The organism is Kribbella sp. DT2 (assembly GCF_049844575.1).
Taxonomy (GTDB): domain Bacteria; phylum Actinomycetota; class Actinomycetes; order Propionibacteriales; family Kribbellaceae; genus Kribbella.
Genome location: NZ_JBNCLH010000001.1, coordinates 1,809,906 through 1,830,336, shown reverse-complemented (window position 1 = coordinate 1,830,336; position 20,431 = coordinate 1,809,906). Strand labels below are relative to the sequence as shown.

Genomic DNA, 20,431 nt, shown 5'->3' with positions numbered 1-20,431 from the left:
CTCGACTTGCATGTGTTAAGCACGCCGCCAGCGTTCGTCCTGAGCCAGGATCAAACTCTCCGTTGAAATCTATATGTTTAACTGCGGCGAACCACAGAAAACAGACAAAACGAAAAACGATCCAATGCAATCAGAAACAAATCAAACTGACTTGAATCCAGAAAAATTACAAAGGAATCCAATCACGAAACCATCAAAGATGACTCGTGAATGGGGGTTAATGCTAAATTTCGGCATTGACTTTCGGCACGCTGTTGAGTTCTCAAGAATCGGGCGCACACCGCGTCCGTGACTTTTCAGCCAGGACTCCGGGGCAACCTGCGTTACTCTACCGGATCAGATCCACCGAGTCAAGACCCGATTTTTCCGACCACCTCCCCGCGCCAGATCCGCCGACCCGAGTCCGAAGACGCGTTTCGACTGCGCTAACTTCTGGGGGTTCGGAGCGACCGGCCGCTTTCGCGTCCCGCGCCTCGCTCCAACAAGAAGAACAGTACGTGGCTGTGAGGTAGCCGGTCAAATCGGCGTCCGGTGGCCAGCATCACAACGGTGTAATTTGCCTCCGGCATCGACCCCGTGGCATACGTCAGCCGGCCAGAACCCCTGCGAACGAACGCTTCCCGCGCCGCAGCACCAGCGCGCCACCCGGCAGCAGGTCGTCGGTCGTCGGCACGTACTCGGCGTCGCTGACCTTCTCGTTGTTCAGGTACGCGCCACCTTCGGACACCGTCCGGCGCGCTGCCGACTTGCTCGCCACCAGGCCGGCCTGCACCAACAGGTCCGCCACCGTCGGCATGGCCGCGGCAGACACCTCGGTGTGCGGCGCCTCCCGGAGCGCGGCGATCAGCGTCTCCCCGTCGAGCTCCCGCAGATCGGACTGCCCGAACAGAGCCTTCGCAGCCAGCTGCACCTGTGCCGTCTCTCCAGCACCGTGCACCAGCGTCGTCACGTCCTCCGCCAGCACCCGCTGCGCCTCCCGTGCGTGCGGCCGATCAGCAGTCGCCTTCTCCAGCTCCGCGATCTCGTCCGCCGTGCGGAAGGTGTAGTACCGGACCAGCTGCATCACGTCGCGGTCGTCGGTGTTGAACCAGAACTGGTAGAACGCGTACGGCGACGTCAGCTCCCGGTCCAGCCAGACGGTCCCCGACTCGGTCTTCCCGAACTTGGTCCCGTCCGCCTTCGTCACCAGCGGAGTCGCCAGCGCGTGCGCCTTGCCCGACTCCGTACGGCGGATCAGCTCCACCCCAGCGGTCAGGTTCCCCCACTGGTCACTGCCACCGGTCTGCAGGGTGCACCCGTACCGCCGGTAGAGCTCCAGGTAGTCCAGCGACTGCAGCAGGACGTAGCTGAACTCCGTGTAGCTGATCCCCTGCTCGAGCCGGGCCTTCACGACCTCCCGACCGAGCATCCGGTTCACCGGGAAGTGCTTGCCGATGTCCCGGAGGAAGTCGAGGGTGTTGAGGTCCTTGGTCCAGTCGTAGTTGTTCACCATCCGCGCCGGGTTCGGCAGCGAGGTGTCGAAGTCCAGGAAGCGCTCCACCTGGCTCCGGACCCGCTCCACCCACTGCTGGACGACGTCCTTCGGGTTCAGCACCCGCTCGGAGGTCTCCTTGGGGTCACCGATCAGTCCGGTGGCCCCACCGACCAGGCCGATCGGGTTGTGCCCGGCCAGCTGGAGCCGGCGCAGCGTCAGCAGCTGCAGCAGGTTCCCCATGTGCAGGCTCGGCGCGGTCGGGTCGAAACCGACGTACGAGGTGATCGGTCCCTCGGCCATCGTGGCGCGCAGGGCGTCGGGATCGGTCGAGTGCGCGATCAGGCCGCGGCTGTCCAGGTCGTCGAGCACCTGCGTGCGGCTTGCGCTGTCGGTCACTGTCGGTTCTCTCCTCGGGTACGTCGGAACACCCCAAGCCTGCCAGGCGCTCCCCCGCCCAGCACGAGCGGACCGCCTACATGGCCTCCGGCCGAGACAGTACGGCGCGCAGCTGCGCCACCAGAGCGTGCCCGTCCGGCCCGTGCACGGTCGCCGCGGTCGGACGCTGCGGGTCGTGAGCACCCGGGTCCGGGTTGGGCACCGGGAGACCGTGGGACAGCACCTGCTCGGCCGGGGTCAGCTGGCGGATGCCGATCGCCCGGACGTGGTCCGGATGCGTCTGCGCGAAGTCGCCGTACAGCTGCGGGTCGTGCTGCCCGTCGTCGCCGACCAGGACCCAGCGAACCGCCGGGAACTCCTTGGCCAGCCGGCGCAGCGCGGTGCGCTTGTGCTCCTGCCCGCTGCGGAACCAGCCCGTGTTGGTCGGTCCCCAGTCGGTCATCATCAGCGGACCGGCCGGGTACCCGTGGCGGGCCAGGAAGCGGGTCAGGGTGGGCGCCGTGTTCCAGGCGCCGGTCGACAGGTAGAAGATCGGCGCGCCGGGCTGGTCGGTCAGCAGCTCGGCGTACATCTCCGCCATGCCCGGTACGACGCGACGCGCCTGCTCGTCGCGGACGAACGTGTTCCACGCGGCGATCAGCGGTCGCGGCAGCATCGTCAGCATCACCGTGTCGTCGATGTCGCTGACCAGGCCGAAGGTGGCGTCCGGGTCCGGCACGTACACCTTGCCGCGAGCCTGCCGCTCCCCGTGCACACCCAGGCTGATCTCATGCCAGCCAGGGGGCAGCACCACCGGTACGGCGAGGTCGACGAAGCCGCCGCGGTCGGTCAGCGCGTCGAAGCTCTCGCCGGCGACGGTGACGGAGACCTGGACCTTGGTGGCGGGCGCGGTGACGAACATCTTCCAGCCGCGCACCACCTGGTCCTCGTCGTACCGGGGCTGGTTGCGGGGGTCGCGGCTGAGCACGACCCGGGCGAGCACGCGGACGTACTCGGAGTTGCCGTAGCCGACGTGCGGGATGATCCGCTCCCGCCAGCCACGCCGGCGCAGGAGCGCACCGATCCCGAGGTTGAACCAGTCCTCCAAGCGGGAGGAGTAGTGCGGACGGGCCATGTCCCGAACCTACCCGTCCACAGGTCCCGTACGCCTACCGGGACGACTGTCGGTCCAGACCTTTACGTTCTCGGTATGACAGCAATCGGAATGTGCTTCCCGCGGACCTGGCCCGCTGCCCTGGTGACCGACGTCGCGCGCCGGCTGGACGCCGGTGGTGCCGACGAGCTGTGGATCATCGAGGACTGCTTCTACACCGCCGGGCCGACGCTGTCCGCGGCGGCACTGAGCGTCACCGAACGGCTCACGGTCGGCCTCGGCATCCTGCCCGCCGTCGCCCGTACGGCGGCCGTCACGGCGATGGAGATCGCGACGCTGTGCGCGCTCGCGCCGGGGCGCTTCCTGCCGGGCATCGGGCACGGCGTGCAGGAGTGGATGGGCCAGATGGGTGTTCGGCCGAAGTCGCCGTTGACCGCGCTCGACGAGGTGACTGTCGCCGTCACCCGGCTGCTCGCCGGGGAGACCGTGTCGGTGGACGGCAAGACCGTCTTCCTCGACAACGTGAAGCTGGATGCTCCCCCGGCCGACCCGCCGCCGATCCTGCTCGGCGTCCGCGGCCCGAAGTCACTCGCCCTGGCCGGTCGCGTCGGCGGCGGTGTCGTGCTCGCCGAGCCGGCCTCACCGTCGTACGTGCGCGCCTCGGTCGAGAACGCGGGATCGCCCGACGGCTTCGTGGTCGCCGCGTTCAGCGCCTTCTGCGTCCGCGCCGACCGCAAGACGGCGTACGAGTGGACCGCGCCCTGGCTGGCCGGCCTGCTCGAGCAGAAGAACCCGGCCCTGCCGGCGCTGCCGTTCTACGACGACCTCGTACTCCGGTACGAGGCGTCCGGCGTACCGGGACTGGTCTCGATGCCCACCGAGTGGTGGCTGGAGCTCGGCCCGATCGGCACTCTGGACGACGCGGCCACGCACCTGGACGCACTGGAAGCTGCCGGCGTGCACCACGTAGGCCTGTTCCCCGACCCGGAGGTCGAGCACGGCCTGCCGCAGCTGGAGCACGTACTGGCCCTGGCCAACCGGTAGGAGCCGTCGTCCCGAGGGTCGATCGTGGACCCCGCGGATCAGCGCACGGCCCAGGAACTCGGTGGGCCAAGACGGCCCAGCAGGCTGGCGGCCCGGACCGCCCAGCAGCCCGGTGGGCCTGGACGGCCAACTGGCCGGCGCCGCCGGTGGTCCCTTGGGTCAACAGGGTTTCACCGGCGACCATGCCTGCGGCTCTGGAGAGCGAGCAATCGCGCTCTTGAGGCGCGGATGGCATTCCGGGCTGGAATGCTGAGCGCGTGGGCCGTGCCGAGATCGCGATGACGCCGGAGATCGCGTCGGCGGTGGAGACCGAGTGGGGGCTGGGCAGCTTCTCCACCGAGACCGCCGAGCGGCTGACGGGTGGGGAGGAGTCAGCGGCCTACCGGGTCGACCTCCGCGCCAGGCCCGGCGGGACCGGCGGGACCGGCGGGACCGGCGGGACCGGCGGGACCGGCGGGACCGGCGGGACCGGCGGGACCGGCGGGACCGGAAGGTCAGGCGGGACCGGAAGTGCCCGCGGGGTGGTTGTCCGGCTCGGGCCCGTCCGCCGTGGAAGTGCGGTGATGGAGTGGTGTCACCAGGTGGCTGCCTCGGCCGGGGTCGGGGAGGTGGTGGTGCCGCTCCGGACAGCGGGAGGCGCGAGCGTCGTACGGGTTGATGGGCGGCCGGTGAGTGTGTGGCCGTTGGTGGGCGGGCGGTGGCTGGATGCGGGTGAGCCGGCGGAGGTGGAGCAGGCGGCGCGGTTGTTGGCTCGGCTGCATCGGGGGCTGCGGGATGTGGCGATGCCCCCTCGGCCGGAGAGGTCGTACCTGGAGTTCGGTGGGGAGACCGGGGAACTGCAGGACGTAGAGCTGGATCGATGGCTGGCAGGGTTCACGCGGAAGAAGCAGCCGCTGCACGGGGACTACTACCGGGGGAACTTGCTGGTCGACCGCGGGCGGATCAGCGGGGTGATCGACTGGGACGAGGCCTGGGTGGGGGCTCCCGAGGTCGAACTGGCGGGGGCGGCGCGGGAGTTCGGGGATCAGTGGTCGACGGAGCTGGGTCGGGCGAAGGCGTTTGTCGCCTGGTACCACGCCGCGGGTGGGACTGCGGGAGCACTCGACGACGAGACGTTGGTGCAGCTGATCAGGCACCGGTTGCGGGCTGAGGTGGTCGCGTTCGGTGGGGACGGGAGCGACGAGTACTACGACCGGCTACGGAAGCTCTTCGCCGATCTCCGGCCCTAGCCGGAGGATCCGTTCGGCGCGGCGTCGAGCGTTGACTGACGCGCAGTTTCACGACTGGCGCGATGTATCGCGGCAGCCGTCGAACAACGCGCTGGTGAAGGCGGGGGCAGCGGTCGCGCGTTAGAGGCGGGCGGTGACGCGCAGGGTGAGGCGGGTGCGGGCGATGTCAGCGATGGCGGCTGGTGCGGCGTCGCCTTGGTGAGTGGTGGGGACCTCGTCAGTGCGGTTGGTGGTGGTGATGAGGGGGCAGCCGGCCGATGGGTCGATGGCGTGGGTGACGAAGCGGCGGACGATGTCGTTCCAGTCGGGGGCTCGGTGGAGCATCGCGTGCTTCTCGCCGTCGAGGGTGAGCAGGGCGACGGGGATCTCGGCGGCGCGGAGGCGGGCGGCGTACGACGCGGTGGCTGCCGGTGAGGTGATGCGGTCGGCGGTGCCGTGGGCGAAGGCGACCGGGCCTCGGAGGTGGACGAGGGGCTCGCCCTCGGGGAGCCAGGGGGCCAGGCCGAGCACTCCGGCGACCAGAGGATGATTGCCAGCAGCAACTACTGCTCGGCCGCCCATGGAGTGACCGATGAGAATGACCCGGCCGAACCGGGCCGCGGACGCCGCGGTCAGGCGGTCGAGGACGGTGCGCAGGTCCGTGGCGGAGTCGGCGGCGGCGCCGTTCCAGCCTTGGTAGCGGTAGCGCATCAGGCCGATCGCGGCGTGCGGTGCTGCCTTGCGGGCGACGGCGGCGAACGGCCACATGCGGAGGATCGGCGCGCGCCAGCTGTGCGGGGTGGCGGTCGAGTTCTCCATGCCGCCGTGCGCGAGCAGAATCAGGTCGCGCGCGCCGGCGGGTGCGGCGACCAGATCGATGCCGGGGGCACTCACTGGTAGAGCACCGTCGGATCCTGGGAGATGTGCAGGAAGGCGTCCGGCTTGTCCAGCGCCCGGAAACCGTACGACTGGTACAGGGTGTGTGCGTCGGCGGTCGCGAGCAGCGTCCGCCGCAACCCCTGCAGCTCCGGGTGCTCCAGCAGCGTCGACACGACGAACCGCCCGAGACCGTGCCCGCGCGCGCTCTCGACGACGAACACGTCAGCGATCCACGCGAACGTCGCCCGGTCCGTCACCGCCCGCGCGAACGCGACCTGCGCGCCGTCGGCCGCGTAGACCGCGACGCACAGGCTCCCGTCGAGCGCCTTCCGCACCAGCTCGCGCGAGATCCCCGGCGCCCAGTACGACGTACTCAAGAACCCGTGCACCACGTCGACGTCGATCCGCCCCCGGTCGTCGTCCGCAACGAACTCCCCAGAAGTCCACTGCATCAGCAATCCCCCACAATCGTCGTCATCAGCGATCCACCCCGGCGAGCCCGTCGCCGCACGCACCCGGAGGACGGCCGACGACCACAGGGAGCGCCGGGGCCCCACCGCGGTCGAGCATCAGTTCAGCACGGTGGTGATCGGCATCGACGAGTCCGCCGGCAACCCGAGTGGCGACGGCGTCTTGCCCGCGCGTACCAGCTCCGACCCGAGCGCGGCGACCATCGCGCCGTTGTCCGTGCACAACCCCGGCCGCGGAACCCGTACGGCGATGCCCGCCGCCGAGCACCGCTCCTCGGCCATCTGCCGCAGCCGCGAGTTCGCCGCGACGCCGCCGCCGATCAGCAGGTGCTCGTAGCCCCGGTCCTTGCAGGCGTCGATCGCCTTGCGGACCAGTACGTCGCAGACCGCCTCCTGGAAAGCCGCCGCGACATGGTTCACCGGGACGTCCTCGCCGTCGCGCCGCTTCGCCTCGACCCACCGAGCCACGGCGGTCTTCAACCCGGAGAACGAGAAGTCGAACCGGTGCTGCTCCAGGTCGCGCTGGCTGGTCAGCCCGCGCGGGAACTTCACGTACGCCCGGTCCCCACCGTCGCGTGCCGCTTTGTCGACATACGGACCACCGGGGAACGGCAGGCCGAGCACCCGCGCGACCTTGTCGAAGGCCTCCCCCGCGGCGTCGTCGATGGTGCTGCCCATCGGCTCGACGCCGTCGGTGATGTCCTCGACCGCGAGCAGCGACGAGTGCCCGCCGGAGACGAGCATCGCGATCGCGCCCTTCGGCAGCTCGCCGTGCTCGAGGGTGTCGACGGCGACGTGCGCGGCGAGGTGGTTCACGCCGTACAAGGGCTTCTCGAGCGAGAGCGCGAGGCCCTTCGCGGCGGCGACGCCGACCAGCAGCGCGCCGGCCAGGCCGGGCCCGCTGGTGACGGCGATCGCGTCGACGTCGGACGGTTTGACGCCCGCGGTCTCGCACGCGCGACGGATGGTCGGGACCATCGCCTCCAGGTGCGCGCGACTGGCGACCTCCGGTACGACGCCGCCGAAGCGGGCGTGCTCGTCGACGCTCGACGCGATCGCGTCGGCCAGCAGCGTGTGCCCGCGGACCAGCCCGACACCGGTCTCGTCGCAGGACGTCTCGATGCCGAGGATCAGCGGCTCGTTCTCACTCATCGTGGTTCTCCAACGCGTTGCATGACGACGGCGTCCTCGCCGCCGGTGTAGTACCCCCGCCGCCGGCTGAGCTCGGCGAACCCGAACCCGGCGTACAGGCCGATCGCCGCTTCGTTGCCAGCAGCAACTTCCAGCAGGACGGAGCGGGCCTGGTGCTGCTCGAGAGCTGCCGCGAGCAACCGTCTGCCCAATCCTGTACGCCGGTACGCCGGGTCGACGGCGATCCGCAGCAGGTCCACCGGATCGTCCTCGACGGCCGGCACCAGCAGCACCACGAACCCCCGCAAGCGTCCCGAGTCGGCACCGCTTGTGCTGGGAACGACTGGGGAGCTCTCGCCGGCCGAAGGTCCGGCGACCAGGATCTCGCGGTCGGCTCGGGTGAACTCGCCGGCCCAGGAGCCGGAGCTCCAGGCGTCCTTCGGAAAGCACGCGGCATCGAGCGCGACGACCGCTGGTTGATCAGAAGCTGTAGCCGGTCGGATGCTCACTTCGGCAGCACGCTCTTCGGCCCGCCCGACATGGTGACGTCCGGCCGCCGCAGGTACAGCGGATCAGGAGCAGTCACCTGCAAGGTGCCGGTGGCAACACCGGAAGCAAGCACCTCCGCCGACGGGTACTCGAGCACGTCCACAGCTTCCGCTCCGAGCACCTCGCCGTACAGCACAGCTCCTCGACCGATCACCGGAAGACCCGCCAACACATGCGCGACGTCGGCAGGCTTGTCCACCGCCGGCCCCTCCAACCGCCGCCGACTTCCATCCGCAGCAGGCCCGTCGTACAACGCCCAGTAGATCTCTTTACGCCGAGCATCCGTGGCGACGGCGACCGGCAAAGCCAGGTTCGACTGCTTGGCGAGGATGTCGAGGCTGCACACCCCAACGACCTCGATCCCGAGCACATCCCCCATCGTCCGCGCCGTCACCAGACCGACCCGCAACCCCGTGAACGGCCCAGGCCCAGCACCAACGGCGATCCGCGAAAGCTCCTTCACTCCACACCCGGCAGCAGCCAGCACCTCGGCGATCGCCGGAGCCAGCAACTCCCCGTGCCGCAACGCGTCCACCGTCGTCGACGAGGCAGCAACAGCCCCGGAGACCGGATCGGCGAGAGCGACCGTCACCGCCGCGCTGGAGGTGTCAAAAGCAAGCAGCACGATCAGTTCACCTCAGCAGTAGCAGTCAAACGAACCCCAACGGCGGCCCAGCGAGGCCCGGCCGGCGCGATCCGCAGCGACCGAGACTCGTCCACGTCGTCGTCCCCACGAGTGATCGTGAGCTCCAGCCGATCAGGAGCGAGCGACTCCGCCAGCCCATGCCCCCACTCGACCACCGTCACGGCGTCGTCGAGCGAAGCATCCAGATCCAGGTCGTCCAGCTCGGCGATCCCACCGAGCCGGTAGGCGTCGACGTGCACCAACGCCGGCCCACCGACCAACGACGGATGCACCCGCGAGATCACGAACGTCGGCGACGTGATGTCACCCCGGACCTTCAGCCCGGCCCCCAACCCCTGCGTGAACGTCGTCTTCCCGGCCCCGAGATCACCCGACAGCACCAGTACGTCGCCCGCCCGCAACTGCCCTGCCAGCTCTTCGGCCAGGGACCGCATCTCGTCGGCCGTCGGCACCACGCGCTCGAGAGGCATCGCCTTCGCGTGGATCAGGTTCTGCCCTTCCCGCGCGACGATCGAGTACCCCCGCCGTCCCCAGAACTCGACCGTCTCCGGCAGCTCGACCCGCGCGACCAGCCGCACCCGCGCCAGCCCCCGCGCCCGCGCCGCCTCCTCCGCGCACCCGACCATCGCCGACGCGACCCCGCGTCCCTGGAAGCGCGGGTTCACCGACACGCGCCGCAGCTCGAGCACGTCGCCGTTCACGTGGAACAGCATCGCGCCGGCCGGCGCGCCACCGATCCGCGCCAGCAGTCCGCCGTACGCCGCCACCGCCTCGCCGACCGTCGTCGCGTTCTCCGTCAGCGCGGTCGACGGCGGGTCGAGGGTGCGCCGGTTCGCGAAGGCGTGATGGATCACGCCGACGATCTCGTCCACGTGCTCGGCCGTGGCGTCCACCACGTGCAGGTCGGTCATCTGTGTCCCAAGGATTGTTCGGCCCGCTCGATCATCCCGAGCAGGGCGGCGGTGAACTCGCGGTGATGCTCGATCAGCCCGAGGTGCCCGCAGTTGCGGACCTCGACCAGCTCCGCGCCGGGCACGTGCCGGACGATCTCCTCGGAGTGCTCGAACGGCGTCAGGTGATCGGAGTCGCCGCCGACCACCACGCACTCCACCTTCTGCAGCGGCTCCAGCGACCCGGTCTTGTCGTGCAGCGCGAAGATCGGGTAGAACTCCGCGATCACCGAGATCGGGGTCGCGGCGATCATCTCGTTGACGAACTCGGTGAAGGCCGGCGGCACCTCGGAGCCGAACGAGTACTTCCGGGTCAGCAGGTAGCTGATGTCGGTGCCGGCCTTGCGGCTGCGCTCGACCACGTCCGGGATCCGCGCGAGCGCGGCGACCGTCGGGGTGGCGAGCGCGCGGGCCAGCATGCCGACCCGGCCGGGGAACACGATCGGTACGCCGTCCAGCCCGGCCGCGCTGGTCGAGCACAGGCCGACGCCGATCACCCGGTCGCCGAACAGCTCCGGGTGCTGCTCGGCCAGCGCCATGATCGCCATGCCGCCCATCGAGTGCCCGATCAGGATCACCGGACCGCTCGGCGCGTACTCCTGCATGATCCCGTACAGGTCGCGGCCGAGCTGGTCGATGCTGACGTTCTCCTTCGGCGACCGCCCGGACCGGCCGTGCGACCGCTGGTCGTAGAAGACCATCGTGCCGATGCCGGCCAGGTCGCGGCGCTCGAAGTGCCAGCAGTCCATGTTCAGCCCGTAGCCGTGCGCGAAGATCAGCGTCAGGTCGTCCGGCACGGCCTGTTTGCGCAGCCGGCGCCGCTGCGGCGCGGGCCGGCGGGACCGCTTCAGGCCGTCGACCTCGACGTACAGCTCGACGCCGTCGTCGGCGGTGAACACGTGCGGCGTCCCGCGCAGCGACCCGAACGGCTCGGCTTCCAGCTGCGCGCGCTGACCGGACCGGCGGCCGATCACCTGCCGCTCGACCGCGACCCCGGCCGCCGCTCCCGCGGCCAGCACCCCGACCGCCGCGCCGATCAGGCCTGCGGTGCGACCTGCCTTGGACATCAGTCGAGCTCCTCGTTCACGTAGCGACGGGGGATGCGGGGACCGAGCCGGGTGACGATCTCGTAGTTGATGGTTCCGGCGGCGTCGGCCCAGTCGTCCGCGGTCGGCTCACCACCGGTACCCGGCCCGAAAAGCACGACCTCGTCCCCGGCCGCGCCCTCGTCGTCCTCGAGGTTCACCACGCACTGATCCATGCAGATCCGGCCGACGACCGTACGCCGGACGCCACGCGCCTGGACCGGTCCGCCGTTCGACGCGTGCCGCGGCAGGCCGTCGCCGTACCCGATCGGGATCAGTCCGAGCGTCGACGGCCGCGGCGCCGTCCAGGTCAGGCCGTACGAGACGCCGGCGCCGGCCGGGACCCGCTTGACCATCGCCAGCCGCGCCGTCAGCGTCATCGCCGGCCGCAGCCCGAGCTCCGACGACGGGAGCGCGTGCCCGAACGGCGACAGCCCGTACGTCGCGATGCCGGGCCGGACCAGGTCGAAGTGCGTCTCGGGCAGGGCGAGCGTGGCCGCCGAGTTCGCCAGGTGCTTGAAGCCCGGGTCGATGCCGAACGCCTCGGCGACGTCGACGGCCGCGGTGAAGGTCTCCAGCTGGGCCTCGTTCGCCGGGCTCTTCGGCTCGTCGGCGGACGCCAGGTGCGACCAGATGCCGGTGATCACGACCCGGCCGGACCGCTGCGCCTCGAGCGCGGCGCGGATCAGCGTCGGCCACTCCTCCGGTACGGCGCCGCCGCGGCTCATGCCGGTGTCGATCTTCAGGTGCACCCGGGCCGGCCGCTCGGTGACGCCCGCGGCGATCTCGTCGATCTCCCAGGGCGCTCCGGCGGACAGGTCGATGTCGTTGGCGATCGCCTGGGCCAGCGGCTCGCCCGGGGTGGTCAGCCAGCAGAAGATCGGGCCGTTGTCCCCGGCGGCGCGCAGCTGCAGCGCTTCTTCGAGCACAGCGGCGCCGATCCAGTCCGCGCCGGCCTGCCGGGCGGCCCGCGCGACGGGCACCATGCCGTGGCCGTAGGCATCGGCTTTCACCACGGTCATCAGCTCGGCCGACGTCAGCCGGTCACGCAGCGTGGCGACGTTGTGCCGGACGGCGGCGAGATCGACGATCGCCTCGGCACGGCGCAGCGCACGATGCATGGAGGGCTCCACAGACTCAGACATAGCCCTACCAGTGTCTCAGGCGGCCCCGATGAGGGCGGGGAGGGCGCTCATCTGGTGGAAGATCGCGTCCGCGGAGGCCAGTTTCGCCGGGTCGGTCATCGCGGCGTACCCGAAGACCGTCATGCCGGCCGCGTTGGCCGCGGCGACCCCGAGCGGGCTGTCCTCGACGACGACGCAGTCGGCCGGCTTCGTGCCGAGCGAGCTCGCGGCGTACAGGAAGAGGTCGGGCGCGGGCTTGCCGTGCTCGACGTCCTCGGAGCTGAAGATCCGGCCCTCGAACCGGTCCCAGAAGCCGACCGCGGTCAGCGCGGTGTGGATCCGCTGGTGGGTGCCGGAGGAGGCGAGACAGTACGGCGTACCGGTGGCGTCGAGGTGGTCGAGCACCGCGCCGACGCCGTCGACGGCCTGCAGGTGGGCGAAGCCGTCGAAGAGTCGCTGGTGGTAGCGGTCCTCCAGGTCGGCGGGCAGCGGCCGGCCGAGCTGGGCCTCGGTCTTCTGCCGCATCGAGACCATGCTGCCGCCCATGAAGTCGCGGACCGCCTCCTCGAAGGTGTACGGCAGCCCGGCCTCCGTCAGCAGCTCGGCCAGGATCGTGTTGGCCAGCCGTTCGGAGTCCACCAGCACGCCGTCGTTGTCGAAGATCACCAGAGCGGTCACATCGGCACCTTACAAACTGCAACGCCTGGCCGCTCAGGGGCGTCCGTAGGGCGTGAGGACATCTTTCGTGGTGATGGCAGCAGCGGGACTCGTCGTACTGACCGCCTGCGGTGACGAGTCAGGCGCGGGTGGATCGAGTGGGCTGAGCGGCAAGACCTACCTGGCGACCGCCCTGACCGAGAACGGCGCCCCGAAGAAGCTCGCGCCGAGCACGCAGATCTCGCTCACGTTCAAGGACGACGGCTCGCTGGGCGCGAACGCCGGCTGCAACTCGATCGGCGGCACGGCGTCGACCGACGGCGGCACGCTGAAGGTCGCCGACCTGAACATGACCAACATGGCCTGCGACACACCGCGGCAGCAGCAGGAGGACTGGCTGCTCTCCGTCCTGAACAGCGAGCCGACCTGGAAGACCGAGGCCGACCAGCTGACGATCACCGGGCAGGACAAGGTGATCGTGCTGCAGGACCGCGAGACCGCGCAGCCCGACGTCGCGCTGGACAGCACGAAGTGGGTCCTGGAGAGCGTGATCGCCGGCGAGACCGCGTCCACCCCGGGCAACGGCGGCGCCTACCTGACCATCAACGGCGGCCGCGTCACCGGTTCGACCAGCTGCAACGAGCTGCAGGGCGTCGTCGCGCGGACCGGCGACAAGCTGACCTTCGGCGAGATCGGTACGACGCGCCGCGCGTGCTCCGGCGCGGCCGGCGCCCTGGAGAAGACCATGCTGGCGACGCTGAACGGCGAGGTCACCTACACCCTCGACGGCGGCAAGCTCCAGCTCCGGACCCCGGCCAGGACCGGCCTCGACTTCAAGGCCGGCGGCTGAGCCGGACCGTCACCGCCTGAGCTTGACGTCGAAGGCCTGCACCTTGTTGTCCGGGGTCTCGTAGGAGAGCAGCAGGTGGCCGTCGGTCTTCAGCTTCGTCTGCTGGGCTGCGGTCAGCGGGAGCGACCAGTGCTGCACGCCACGCGTCAGCTGCTTGGACGACTGCTTCACCAGATGCCCGCTCATGTCCGGAGCCCACGGCGGAATCCCGCCGTCGGTCACGGCACACGGCGTCAGGCCGTAGTCCGGCGGCGGATCGGTCGTGCAGCTGGTCGTGTAGACCGGGATCGCCGCCAACTCCCCCGTCGTCAGGAAGCTTCGCGCAGTACCAGGCCCCTTGGCCAGAGTGATGAGGTCAACACCACCCGGCCGCAGCCCGGCGTACAGGATCTTCAAGTCGTCCGTCGGCACCCGCCCCGAGATCGGCACGTGGTTGCGCGCCGACTGCGCGATCGTCTGCGGCGAGAGCGCGCCGTTCAGGTTCGGGTTCGACACGTCCGGCGGCGCCGGCGTGGTCGGCCGGTCGGCAGGCGGCGTGTACCCCGGCAGCGTCGCGCGCCCCCAGCGGTACGGATCCGACTGCACCGACCCGATCGCCGACCACCCGAGCCGGGTGCTCTGGTCGATGTGCCGCAGCGTCGTCGTGCCCGGCGCGGACGTGTCGTCGTTGTCGTACGGCGTGATGTTCAGCCCGAGGTTCGCCGGGTCGGCAGCAGCCGGGAGATCGGCGAGCGGGATCTTCACCTCGAGGTCGTAGCCGGTGTAGGTGTGCGGGACGGTCGTCTCGTTGCTGCCGACCCAGGTCGCCGTCGACTTGACCTCGACACCGGGCGCGTTGCCGGTGTCGAGCGATCCGCTGGAGTAGCCCTGGTGATTGTCGGCGTCCCGCGACCAGCACGGGCCGTTGCCGTTGGCGGCGTCGTTGCTGAACGGGAAGATCCCGAGCTTGAACGTGTTCGCCGTGTCCATCAGCGCCTGCGACGCCGTACCGCGCGGGTCGAGCAGGATCTCGACCGAGTCGGCCTGCCAGTGCCCGACGCACTCCGCCGGCGTCACGGCGTACGACTGGTAGTCGTCGCGGACGTGGACGAAGAAGTAGAGCGCGTCGTCGGACCAGCTGACCTTCGCCGTGCTCCCCTCGCCGGTCGGTGAGACGCCGCAGTCGTCGACGCCGGTGCAGGTGTTCGCGCCCTGCCAGATCCGGCCGAGGTCGAGCGTCTGCCCCGGGTACTCGCCGTCAGAAGCCTTGCCGTCGACGGTCGGCGCCGCCGTGGTCTGCGCGATCGCGGTCGTCGGTACGACGGACAGCGTGAGCGTCTCGCTGCCGGTGCCCCCGGCGTACGTGGTGGTGATCGGGACGTCGACGTTCTGGTTCGCGGGCAGGGTCGTGTCGGTGTTGGTGACCTTGAAGGTCACCGTGGTCTCGGCGCCGGGAGCGATGCTCGGGTAGGTCTTGCTCGCCGCGTCGACGGTGAAGTTCGGCGGCAGGGTCAACGACACCGCGCCGGTCTGCGGCTCGGCCGACCAGTTGTGCACGACCACCGGTACGTCGAGCGTGCGGCCGACGCCGATCGACTGGATCGCGGGCGAGCGGCCGAGGCGGGTCGCCTGCGGCGCGGTCTCGGCCAGCCACTCGTCGTACTCCTGCCAGTTGCCCCAGCGCTGGAACCGGCCCTCGGTCGCCGAGACGATCCGCACCACGTTGTCGGTGTAGCCCGTGGCTTTGCCGGTGCTGTAGAGCGCGGAGATCTTGGCGAGCTGGTTGACGGGCGCGGTTGCCGACGGCGTGACCGTGAACGTGATCGCGGCGTCCGCGCGGCTCGGGACCTGCCGCGGGCCGTCGGTCGTCCAGCCCGGCGGCACGGTCAGCTTGAGGTTGCCCTTGGCAAGCTTTCCGCGCGGCGCCTGCAGGTGGACGGTGGCCTGGAACGGCTCACCCGCGACGTTGGCGAAACGGGAGAAGGTCAGGTACTGGAGCGTGCCGACCGGCAGGCCACCAGGATCGGGCTTGGCCGCGCCGAACAGGATCGCCTCGTCGAGCCCGGCCTTGGGGTTGGCCGTGCCGTCGGGCAGCGTGTTCGGCTGGAACGGCACGAACGCCTGCGTCATGCCGAACCGCGAGCAGGCCGGTGCCGAGGTGCCCTTGAACATCACGCGGCTCTGGGTCGGGTACGCCGCGCGGCCCTCGTCGGCGACCTGCTGCCAGGACTTCGCCGTACCGGCCGGTTGTCCCTGGACGTTCCCGGCCGGCCACTTGGATGGCGAGTCGTAGCCGGTCCAGACGCCGGCGACGGTGTCCGGGCCGCTCGGGACGAGACCGGTCGTGCAGTTCGCGGCGGTCGTCGTACCGCCGGTTCCCGCGGTGCTGCCGCCGGAGAAGACCTTCTTGACCTGCCAGGTGCTCAACGCGTTCTTCCCCTGGAGCTGCTCGGGGAACTTCGTCGGGTCGGCCGCGGCGAGCACGCCCTCCCAAATCAGCCGGCCCGCCTGCTGGTGGTTGCCGTGGCCGGCGGCAAGCGTCGGGGTGAAGCCGATGTAGATCTCCGGCTGCGTCGTACGGATCACGCGGGTGACCCGGCGCAGCGTCTCCTCCTCGTCCCAGAAGTACTGCGTCAGCGGCGCGCTCTGGTTGTAGAAGAAGTCGATCCGGTCGAGGTTGAAGATGTCGACCGTGCCCGAGCGGTAGTGCGCGACCCGGTCCTCGTTCTCCCGGCGCAGCCCGAGGTCCGGGCCCAGCTCGGTCCCGGCCGCGTTGCCGCCGCCCTCACCGCGCGTCACCATGATCACGCCGCACTTCACGCCGTACCGCTGGTGCCACACCCCGCACGGTCCGATGATGCTGGTGTCGTCGTCGGGGTGCGCCCACTCCCCCATCACGTCGATCTTCGTTGCCCGGTCCGCCTTGTACGGCGCGGCCTTGGCCTGGGCCGTCGCCGGGAGGCCGGCAATCAGCAGAACGACAACAGCGAGCAACACACCAAGACGCTTCACGCGCGAACTCCCAGGGCGGCGGGACACCAACAGGTCCGTCCTATCCCGGGCGCACCAGTCAGTACAAGATCTGACCGGTCGCCACGGGCAGAGCGCGCGCGATTGCCATCGCCGTGATAGGCCCTGCCTCTGACGCCAGCTGCGCGGCCGCCGCGTGCAGGTAGGCACCGACACTTCCCGCGTCCAACGGGTCGAGTCCGGACGCCAGCAGCGCGCCGCAGAGTCCGGCCAGTACGTCGCCCGACCCGGCCGTCGCCAGCCAGGGCGTCGCGTTCGTGTTGACCCGCGTCCGGCCGTCCGGAGCGGTGATCACCGTGGTCGAGCCCTTCAGCAGCACCGTCACGTCGTAGTGCTCAGCGGCCAGCCGCGCGTGCTTCAGGCGCTCGGCCTCGACCGTTGCCCGGTCGACGTCGAGCAGCCGGGCGAGCTCACCGGCGTGCGGCGTGATCAGCACGTTGGTGTGGTCGCCGGAGTCGTCCAGGGCTTTGAGGCCGTCGGCATCCAGCACCACCGGTTCCTCGGAGTCGAGCAGCTCGCGGACCTTGTCGACGTCCAGCTCCTCGCCGAGACCTGAGCCGATGGCCCACGCCTGCACCCGGCCTTCACCGGCGACGATCTCCGGGTGCGCCGCCCGGACCTCGTCGGCGACCGCGTCCGGACCGACGTACCGGAGCATGCCGAGCGGACCCGCGAGCGCACCCGACGTCGCGATCACCGCGGCGCCCGGGTACTGCTTCGATCCGGCCATCAACCCGAGCACACCCCGCGAGTACTTGTCCGACTCCCCGCGCGGTACCGGGTACAGCGCCCGTACGTCGGCCGCCTGCATCGCCTCCACCCCCGGCGGCAGCTCCAGCCCGATGTCGACCAGGTGCACCGGCCCGCACGCCGACGCCGCCGGGTCCACGAAGTGGCAGATCTTGTGCGTCCCGAACGTCACGGTCAACGCGGCGCGGACGTGCTCAGCAGGAGTCTCGCCGGTGTCGACATCTACTCCCGAAGGCATGTCGACGGCAACCACCGGCACTCCGTACTGCTCCGCCAACCGGACCGCGGCCAGCGCCTCGGGCTTCAGCCCGGGCCGCCCACCGATCCCGACGATTCCGTCCACCACCACGTCGGCCCGCGCGATCTCCTCCGCCGCACCGACTCGCCCGCCCGCGACGCGCAGCGCCTGCAGCCCTTCCGGGTGGACCTTTTCCGACAGCAGGACGGCGACCACGTGCGCGCCGCGCCGGGCCAGCTTCTCCCCGGCGTACAGGGCGTCGCCGCCGTTGTCGCCCGAGCCGACGAGCAGCACCACGCGGACGCCGTACGTCCGCCCCACGAAGTTGCCAATGGCAACGGCCAGCCCGGTCGCGGCCCGCTGCATCAGCGTGCCCTCCGGCAACCGCGCCATCAACGCGGCCTCGGCCGCCCGGACCTGCTCGACCGTGTGTGCCCGACGCATCTCAGCCCTCCAGTACGACGACCGCCGACGCGATCCCCGCGTCGTGGCTCAGCGACAGGTGCAGGCTCTGGACGCCCAGCTCGGACGCCTTCGCCGCGACCGTCCCGGTGACCTCGAGCCACGGGCGGCCGGTCTCGTCGCTGCGGACCTCCGCGTCGTGCCAGTGCATCCCGCCGGGCGCACCGAGCGCCTTGGCGAGCGCCTCCTTGGCCGCGAACCGCGCCGCGAGCGACGCCGGCGGCCGGACCGCCTCGGTCGGGGTGAAGACCCGGTCGCGCAGGCCCGGTGTCCGCTCCAGGGTCTTCATGAAGCGTTCGACGTCGACCACGTCGATGCCCACGCCGACGATCACGAGAGGGGTCCGGACGAGGTTCCTGATGTGACAACTACCACACCCGCAGAGTCAGTGCCGCACATGCCGGTCAGCGTAGCCCGGGGTGATGTGGGAACAATGGGGCCCATGCTGCAGCCGCCACGGGAGGTGACTCCCTACACCGAGCTGGACCGGGCCGCCTGGGCGCAACTGGCCGAGACCACCGAGTCGCCGCTCACCGCCGCGGAGATCGAGCGGCTGCGCGGTCTCGGCGACGAGATCGACATCGACGAGGTGCGGGAGGTCTACCTGCCGCTGTCGCGGATCCTGTCGCTGTACGTCCGGCACGCCCGCGCGCTGCACACCGACACCGAGGCCTTCCTCGGCAACCAGGCGCTCGGGCACACCGCGACCCGGACGCCGTTCGTGATCGGCATCGGCGGCTCGGTTGCCGTCGGCAAGTCGACCACCGCGCGCCTGCTCCGCGAGCTGCTGGCCCGCTGGCCCGAGCACCCGCGGGTCGCGCTCGTCACGACCGACGGCTTCCTCTGGCCGAACGCCGAGCTGGAACGCCGCGGCCTGATGCTGCGCAAGGGCTTCCCCGAGTCCTACGACCGCAAGGCGTTGCTGCGGTTCATCATCGAGGTCAAGTCCGGGATGGACGCGATCGAGGCGCCGGTCTACTCGCACCTGCACTACGACCGGATGCCCGACGTACGGACGACGGTCGAGCAGCCCGACATCCTGCTGCTCGAAGGCCTCAACGTGCTGCAGCCCGCGCCGCGGCACGCCGACGGCAAGAGCGGCCTCGCGGTCAGCGACTTCTTCGACTTCTCCGTGTACGTCGACGCCGCCGCGGACGACATCCGCTCCTGGTACGTGCACCGCTTCCTGAAGCTGTGGGAGACCGCGTTCCGCAACCCCGAGTCCTACTTCGTCCGGTACGGCGAGCTCAGCCGCGGCGAAGCGGTCGCCAAGGCCGAGTCCCTCTGGGACGGCATCAACGGCCCGAACCTGCGCGAGAACATCCTCCCCACCCGCTCCCGGGCCACCCTCGTGCTCCGCAAGGGCGCTGACCACGCCGTCCGCTGGGTCCGGCTGCGCAAGCTCTAACGCGCCAGGTACCGGCGGACGTCGTCGGCGACCTGGACGCGGCTGTCCATCTCGTACTTGCGCAGGATCGTGCCGAGGTGCGACTTCACGGTGTTGAGGCTGATCCCCAGCTCGGCGGCCAGCGCGTCGTTGTCGAGGCCCTGGACCAGCAGCACCGCGATGCCCTGCTGCGCCTTGGTCAGCCGCCCAAACCGTTGCTCAGGGCCCTCATCCGCGTCGAGCATCATCTCGATCAGCTCGGACTGGATCTGTTCGGCCGTCGTCCGCAACGTGGTCAGCTGTCCGCGCAGCGGCTCACCCCGCGCCTGCGGCTCCTCGAGCGCCCGGTCGGCCAGACCACGCAGTACGCCGATCCGGTTGGACAGGTACTCCATCACGTGGTCCGACGTGAGCAGGTTCGGCGTCTCCTCACCGGCCGGCAGCAGCCTGAGCGCCTCGCGGTCCTCGGCCTCCCGGTTGAGCACCCGGGCCACGGTCCCGGTCAGCCACTCGAACGCGCGCACCGCGTTGTCGTCGTACGCGTCCGGCCGGTAGCTCTGGATCGACATCATCCCGAGCATCCGCTCGCCGCCGGCCCGGAACATCGGCACGATCACGGCGTCGGCCGACACCTTGTTCACGTCACCGCACGGGATGCCGCCGTTCAGCACCGCGCCGTTGTCGTAGGCGAACCGGTACGTCTGCCGCTGGGCCAGTAACCAGGCCGTCGGCCCGTTGGGCCCGAACGTGTGGGTCGCCGGGTCGTCGTACTTCCCGTCCTCGTAACCGAACGGGTACCGCACCCGGTTGGCCCCGTGCAGCAGCCCGACGTAGAACGTGTCGACCCGCGCGATCTTCGCCGCCACCGCCCGCGCGTAGTCGTACAGCCCGTAGTGGTTCCCCCGGAACTGCGCGTCGATCTTGTGGTAAGCCTCCCGCAGCACGATCGCGGTCCCCGCGTCGAACCGCGACGGCACGACCTTGCCGTCCCCCATCGGACCCCCTCGGTGCCCCTCCGGACACCGAGCC

19 protein-coding genes and 1 rRNA gene are annotated in these 20,431 nt (G+C 70.4%); 4 read left to right on the top strand and 16 right to left on the bottom strand.

Translation table 11 applies throughout. The features are described 5' to 3' along the window. The 3 genes from ACLQ2O_RS08775 to ACLQ2O_RS08765 form a co-directional block, all read right to left on the bottom strand. Window positions 1-66 (bottom strand): 16S ribosomal RNA (locus ACLQ2O_RS08775); the annotation flags it as partial. 520 nt (window positions 67-586) lie between these two features. Then, window positions 587-1,870, bottom strand: coding sequence for a tyrosine--tRNA ligase (tyrS, locus tag ACLQ2O_RS08770; protein ID WP_425829034.1), 1,284 nt, complete (start codon window positions 1,868-1,870; stop codon window positions 587-589). A gap of 76 nt (window positions 1,871-1,946) precedes the next feature. Then, window positions 1,947-2,984, bottom strand: coding sequence for an App1 family protein (locus ACLQ2O_RS08765; protein WP_425829032.1), 1,038 nt, complete (start codon window positions 2,982-2,984; stop codon window positions 1,947-1,949). A gap of 75 nt (window positions 2,985-3,059) precedes the next feature. Between ACLQ2O_RS08765 and ACLQ2O_RS08760 the strand changes: the two genes are divergently transcribed. Next, window positions 3,060-4,007, top strand: coding sequence for an LLM class flavin-dependent oxidoreductase (locus ACLQ2O_RS08760; protein WP_425829030.1), 948 nt, complete (start codon window positions 3,060-3,062; stop codon window positions 4,005-4,007). Window positions 4,008-4,264: 257 nt separating this feature from the next. Beyond that, window positions 4,265-5,236 carry a phosphotransferase gene (locus ACLQ2O_RS08755; RefSeq protein ID WP_425829028.1) on the top strand — a complete coding sequence of 324 codons (972 nt, stop codon included), beginning with the start codon at window positions 4,265-4,267 and terminating at the stop codon, window positions 5,234-5,236. A gap of 120 nt (window positions 5,237-5,356) precedes the next feature. Here the strand turns inward: ACLQ2O_RS08755 and ACLQ2O_RS08750 are convergent, their stop codons facing one another. The 9 genes from ACLQ2O_RS08750 to ACLQ2O_RS08710 all read right to left on the bottom strand — a co-directional run bounded on the left by ACLQ2O_RS08750 (window position 5,357) and on the right by ACLQ2O_RS08710 (window position 12,727). Then, window positions 5,357-6,109: an alpha/beta fold hydrolase gene (locus ACLQ2O_RS08750; protein WP_425829026.1), complete on the bottom strand. Its 753-nt coding sequence runs from the start codon at window positions 6,107-6,109 to the stop codon at window positions 5,357-5,359. Continuing rightward, window positions 6,106-6,546 (bottom strand): GNAT family N-acetyltransferase, encoded by a 441-nt coding sequence (locus tag ACLQ2O_RS08745; RefSeq protein WP_425829024.1) that lies wholly within the window; start codon window positions 6,544-6,546, stop codon window positions 6,106-6,108. Before ACLQ2O_RS08745 ends, ACLQ2O_RS08750 begins: the two co-directional genes overlap by 4 nt. A gap of 117 nt (window positions 6,547-6,663) precedes the next feature. Then, the gene (gene tsaD / locus ACLQ2O_RS08740) at window positions 6,664-7,716 is read right to left on the bottom strand and encodes a tRNA (adenosine(37)-N6)-threonylcarbamoyltransferase complex transferase subunit TsaD (protein WP_425829022.1); all 1,053 of its coding nucleotides are present in this window, start codon (window positions 7,714-7,716) and stop codon (window positions 6,664-6,666) included. Beyond that, window positions 7,713-8,204, bottom strand: a complete 492-nt coding sequence (locus tag ACLQ2O_RS08735) for a GNAT family N-acetyltransferase (RefSeq protein WP_425829020.1) — start codon at window positions 8,202-8,204, stop codon at window positions 7,713-7,715. Before ACLQ2O_RS08735 ends, tsaD begins: the two co-directional genes overlap by 4 nt. Further along, complete coding sequence (gene tsaB, locus ACLQ2O_RS08730; RefSeq protein WP_425829018.1) at window positions 8,201-8,869, bottom strand: tRNA (adenosine(37)-N6)-threonylcarbamoyltransferase complex dimerization subunit type 1 TsaB; 669 nt, start codon at window positions 8,867-8,869, stop codon at window positions 8,201-8,203. The genes ACLQ2O_RS08735 and tsaB overlap by 4 nt, the downstream gene beginning before the upstream one ends. Before the next feature lie 2 nt (window positions 8,870-8,871). Beyond that, window positions 8,872-9,801 carry a tRNA (adenosine(37)-N6)-threonylcarbamoyltransferase complex ATPase subunit type 1 TsaE gene (gene tsaE, locus ACLQ2O_RS08725; protein WP_425829016.1) on the bottom strand — a complete coding sequence of 310 codons (930 nt, stop codon included), beginning with the start codon at window positions 9,799-9,801 and terminating at the stop codon, window positions 8,872-8,874. Next, window positions 9,798-10,907, bottom strand: a complete 1,110-nt coding sequence (locus ACLQ2O_RS08720) for an alpha/beta fold hydrolase (protein ID WP_425829014.1) — start codon at window positions 10,905-10,907, stop codon at window positions 9,798-9,800. The genes tsaE and ACLQ2O_RS08720 overlap by 4 nt, the downstream gene beginning before the upstream one ends. Next, a complete protein-coding gene (gene alr, locus ACLQ2O_RS08715; RefSeq protein ID WP_425829012.1) occupies window positions 10,907-12,046 on the bottom strand; it encodes an alanine racemase in 1,140 nt (379 codons plus the stop codon). The genes ACLQ2O_RS08720 and alr overlap by 1 nt, the downstream gene beginning before the upstream one ends. A gap of 39 nt (window positions 12,047-12,085) precedes the next feature. Continuing rightward, window positions 12,086-12,727, bottom strand: a complete 642-nt coding sequence (locus ACLQ2O_RS08710; RefSeq protein WP_425829011.1) for an HAD family hydrolase — start codon at window positions 12,725-12,727, stop codon at window positions 12,086-12,088. Window positions 12,728-12,800: 73 nt separating this feature from the next. On the opposite strand from ACLQ2O_RS08710, the gene ACLQ2O_RS08705 reads away from it, so the two are divergent. After that, window positions 12,801-13,556, top strand: coding sequence for an META domain-containing protein (locus tag ACLQ2O_RS08705; RefSeq protein ID WP_425829107.1), 756 nt, complete (start codon window positions 12,801-12,803; stop codon window positions 13,554-13,556). Window positions 13,557-13,565: 9 nt separating this feature from the next. Here the strand turns inward: ACLQ2O_RS08705 and ACLQ2O_RS08700 are convergent, their stop codons facing one another. The 3 genes from ACLQ2O_RS08700 to ACLQ2O_RS08690 are packed head-to-tail and all read right to left on the bottom strand — an operon-like array spanning window position 13,566 to window position 18,349. Further along, window positions 13,566-16,547 carry a sugar-binding protein gene (locus ACLQ2O_RS08700; protein WP_425829009.1) on the bottom strand — a complete coding sequence of 994 codons (2,982 nt, stop codon included), beginning with the start codon at window positions 16,545-16,547 and terminating at the stop codon, window positions 13,566-13,568. 58 nt (window positions 16,548-16,605) lie between these two features. Then, window positions 16,606-17,997 (bottom strand): NAD(P)H-hydrate dehydratase, encoded by a 1,392-nt coding sequence (locus ACLQ2O_RS08695; protein ID WP_425829007.1) that lies wholly within the window; start codon window positions 17,995-17,997, stop codon window positions 16,606-16,608. A gap of 1 nt (window position 17,998) precedes the next feature. Further along, window positions 17,999-18,349: a holo-ACP synthase gene (locus tag ACLQ2O_RS08690; protein WP_425829005.1), complete on the bottom strand. Its 351-nt coding sequence runs from the start codon at window positions 18,347-18,349 to the stop codon at window positions 17,999-18,001. A 108-nt stretch (window positions 18,350-18,457) separates the two neighbouring features. Between ACLQ2O_RS08690 and coaA the strand changes: the two genes are divergently transcribed. After that, window positions 18,458-19,423, top strand: coding sequence for a type I pantothenate kinase (gene coaA / locus ACLQ2O_RS08685; RefSeq protein WP_425829003.1), 966 nt, complete (start codon window positions 18,458-18,460; stop codon window positions 19,421-19,423). On the opposite strand, the gene ACLQ2O_RS08680 is transcribed toward coaA, so the two are convergent. Beyond that, the gene (locus tag ACLQ2O_RS08680) at window positions 19,420-20,397 is read right to left on the bottom strand and encodes a LuxR C-terminal-related transcriptional regulator (protein WP_425829001.1); all 978 of its coding nucleotides are present in this window, start codon (window positions 20,395-20,397) and stop codon (window positions 19,420-19,422) included. The two genes, coaA and ACLQ2O_RS08680, sit on opposite strands and share 4 nt — an antisense overlap. Window positions 20,398-20,431 lie beyond the last annotated feature (34 nt).

What these genes read in the sequence shown, in the direction of transcription:
- ACLQ2O_RS08745 (WP_425829024.1), bottom strand. Translation starts at nt 6,546, where the DNA reads ATGCAGTGGACTTCTGGGGAGTTCGTTGCGGACGACGACCGGGGGCGG.
- ACLQ2O_RS08760 (WP_425829030.1), top strand. Translation starts at nt 3,060, where the DNA reads ATGACAGCAATCGGAATGTGCTTCCCGCGGACCTGGCCCGCTGCCCTG.
- alr (WP_425829012.1), bottom strand. Translation starts at nt 12,046, where the DNA reads ATGCATCGTGCGCTGCGCCGTGCCGAGGCGATCGTCGATCTCGCCGCC.
- ACLQ2O_RS08765 (WP_425829032.1), bottom strand. Translation starts at nt 2,984, where the DNA reads ATGGCCCGTCCGCACTACTCCTCCCGCTTGGAGGACTGGTTCAACCTC.
- ACLQ2O_RS08720 (WP_425829014.1), bottom strand. Translation starts at nt 10,907, where the DNA reads ATGTCCAAGGCAGGTCGCACCGCAGGCCTGATCGGCGCGGCGGTCGGG.
- tsaD (WP_425829022.1), bottom strand. Translation starts at nt 7,716, where the DNA reads ATGAGTGAGAACGAGCCGCTGATCCTCGGCATCGAGACGTCCTGCGAC.
- tsaE (WP_425829016.1), bottom strand. Translation starts at nt 9,801, where the DNA reads ATGACCGACCTGCACGTGGTGGACGCCACGGCCGAGCACGTGGACGAG.
- ACLQ2O_RS08695 (WP_425829007.1), bottom strand. Translation starts at nt 17,997, where the DNA reads ATGCGTCGGGCACACACGGTCGAGCAGGTCCGGGCGGCCGAGGCCGCG.
- coaA (WP_425829003.1), top strand. Translation starts at nt 18,458, where the DNA reads ATGCTGCAGCCGCCACGGGAGGTGACTCCCTACACCGAGCTGGACCGG.
- ACLQ2O_RS08705 (WP_425829107.1), top strand. Translation starts at nt 12,801, where the DNA reads ATGGCAGCAGCGGGACTCGTCGTACTGACCGCCTGCGGTGACGAGTCA.
- ACLQ2O_RS08680 (WP_425829001.1), bottom strand. Translation starts at nt 20,397, where the DNA reads ATGGGGGACGGCAAGGTCGTGCCGTCGCGGTTCGACGCGGGGACCGCG.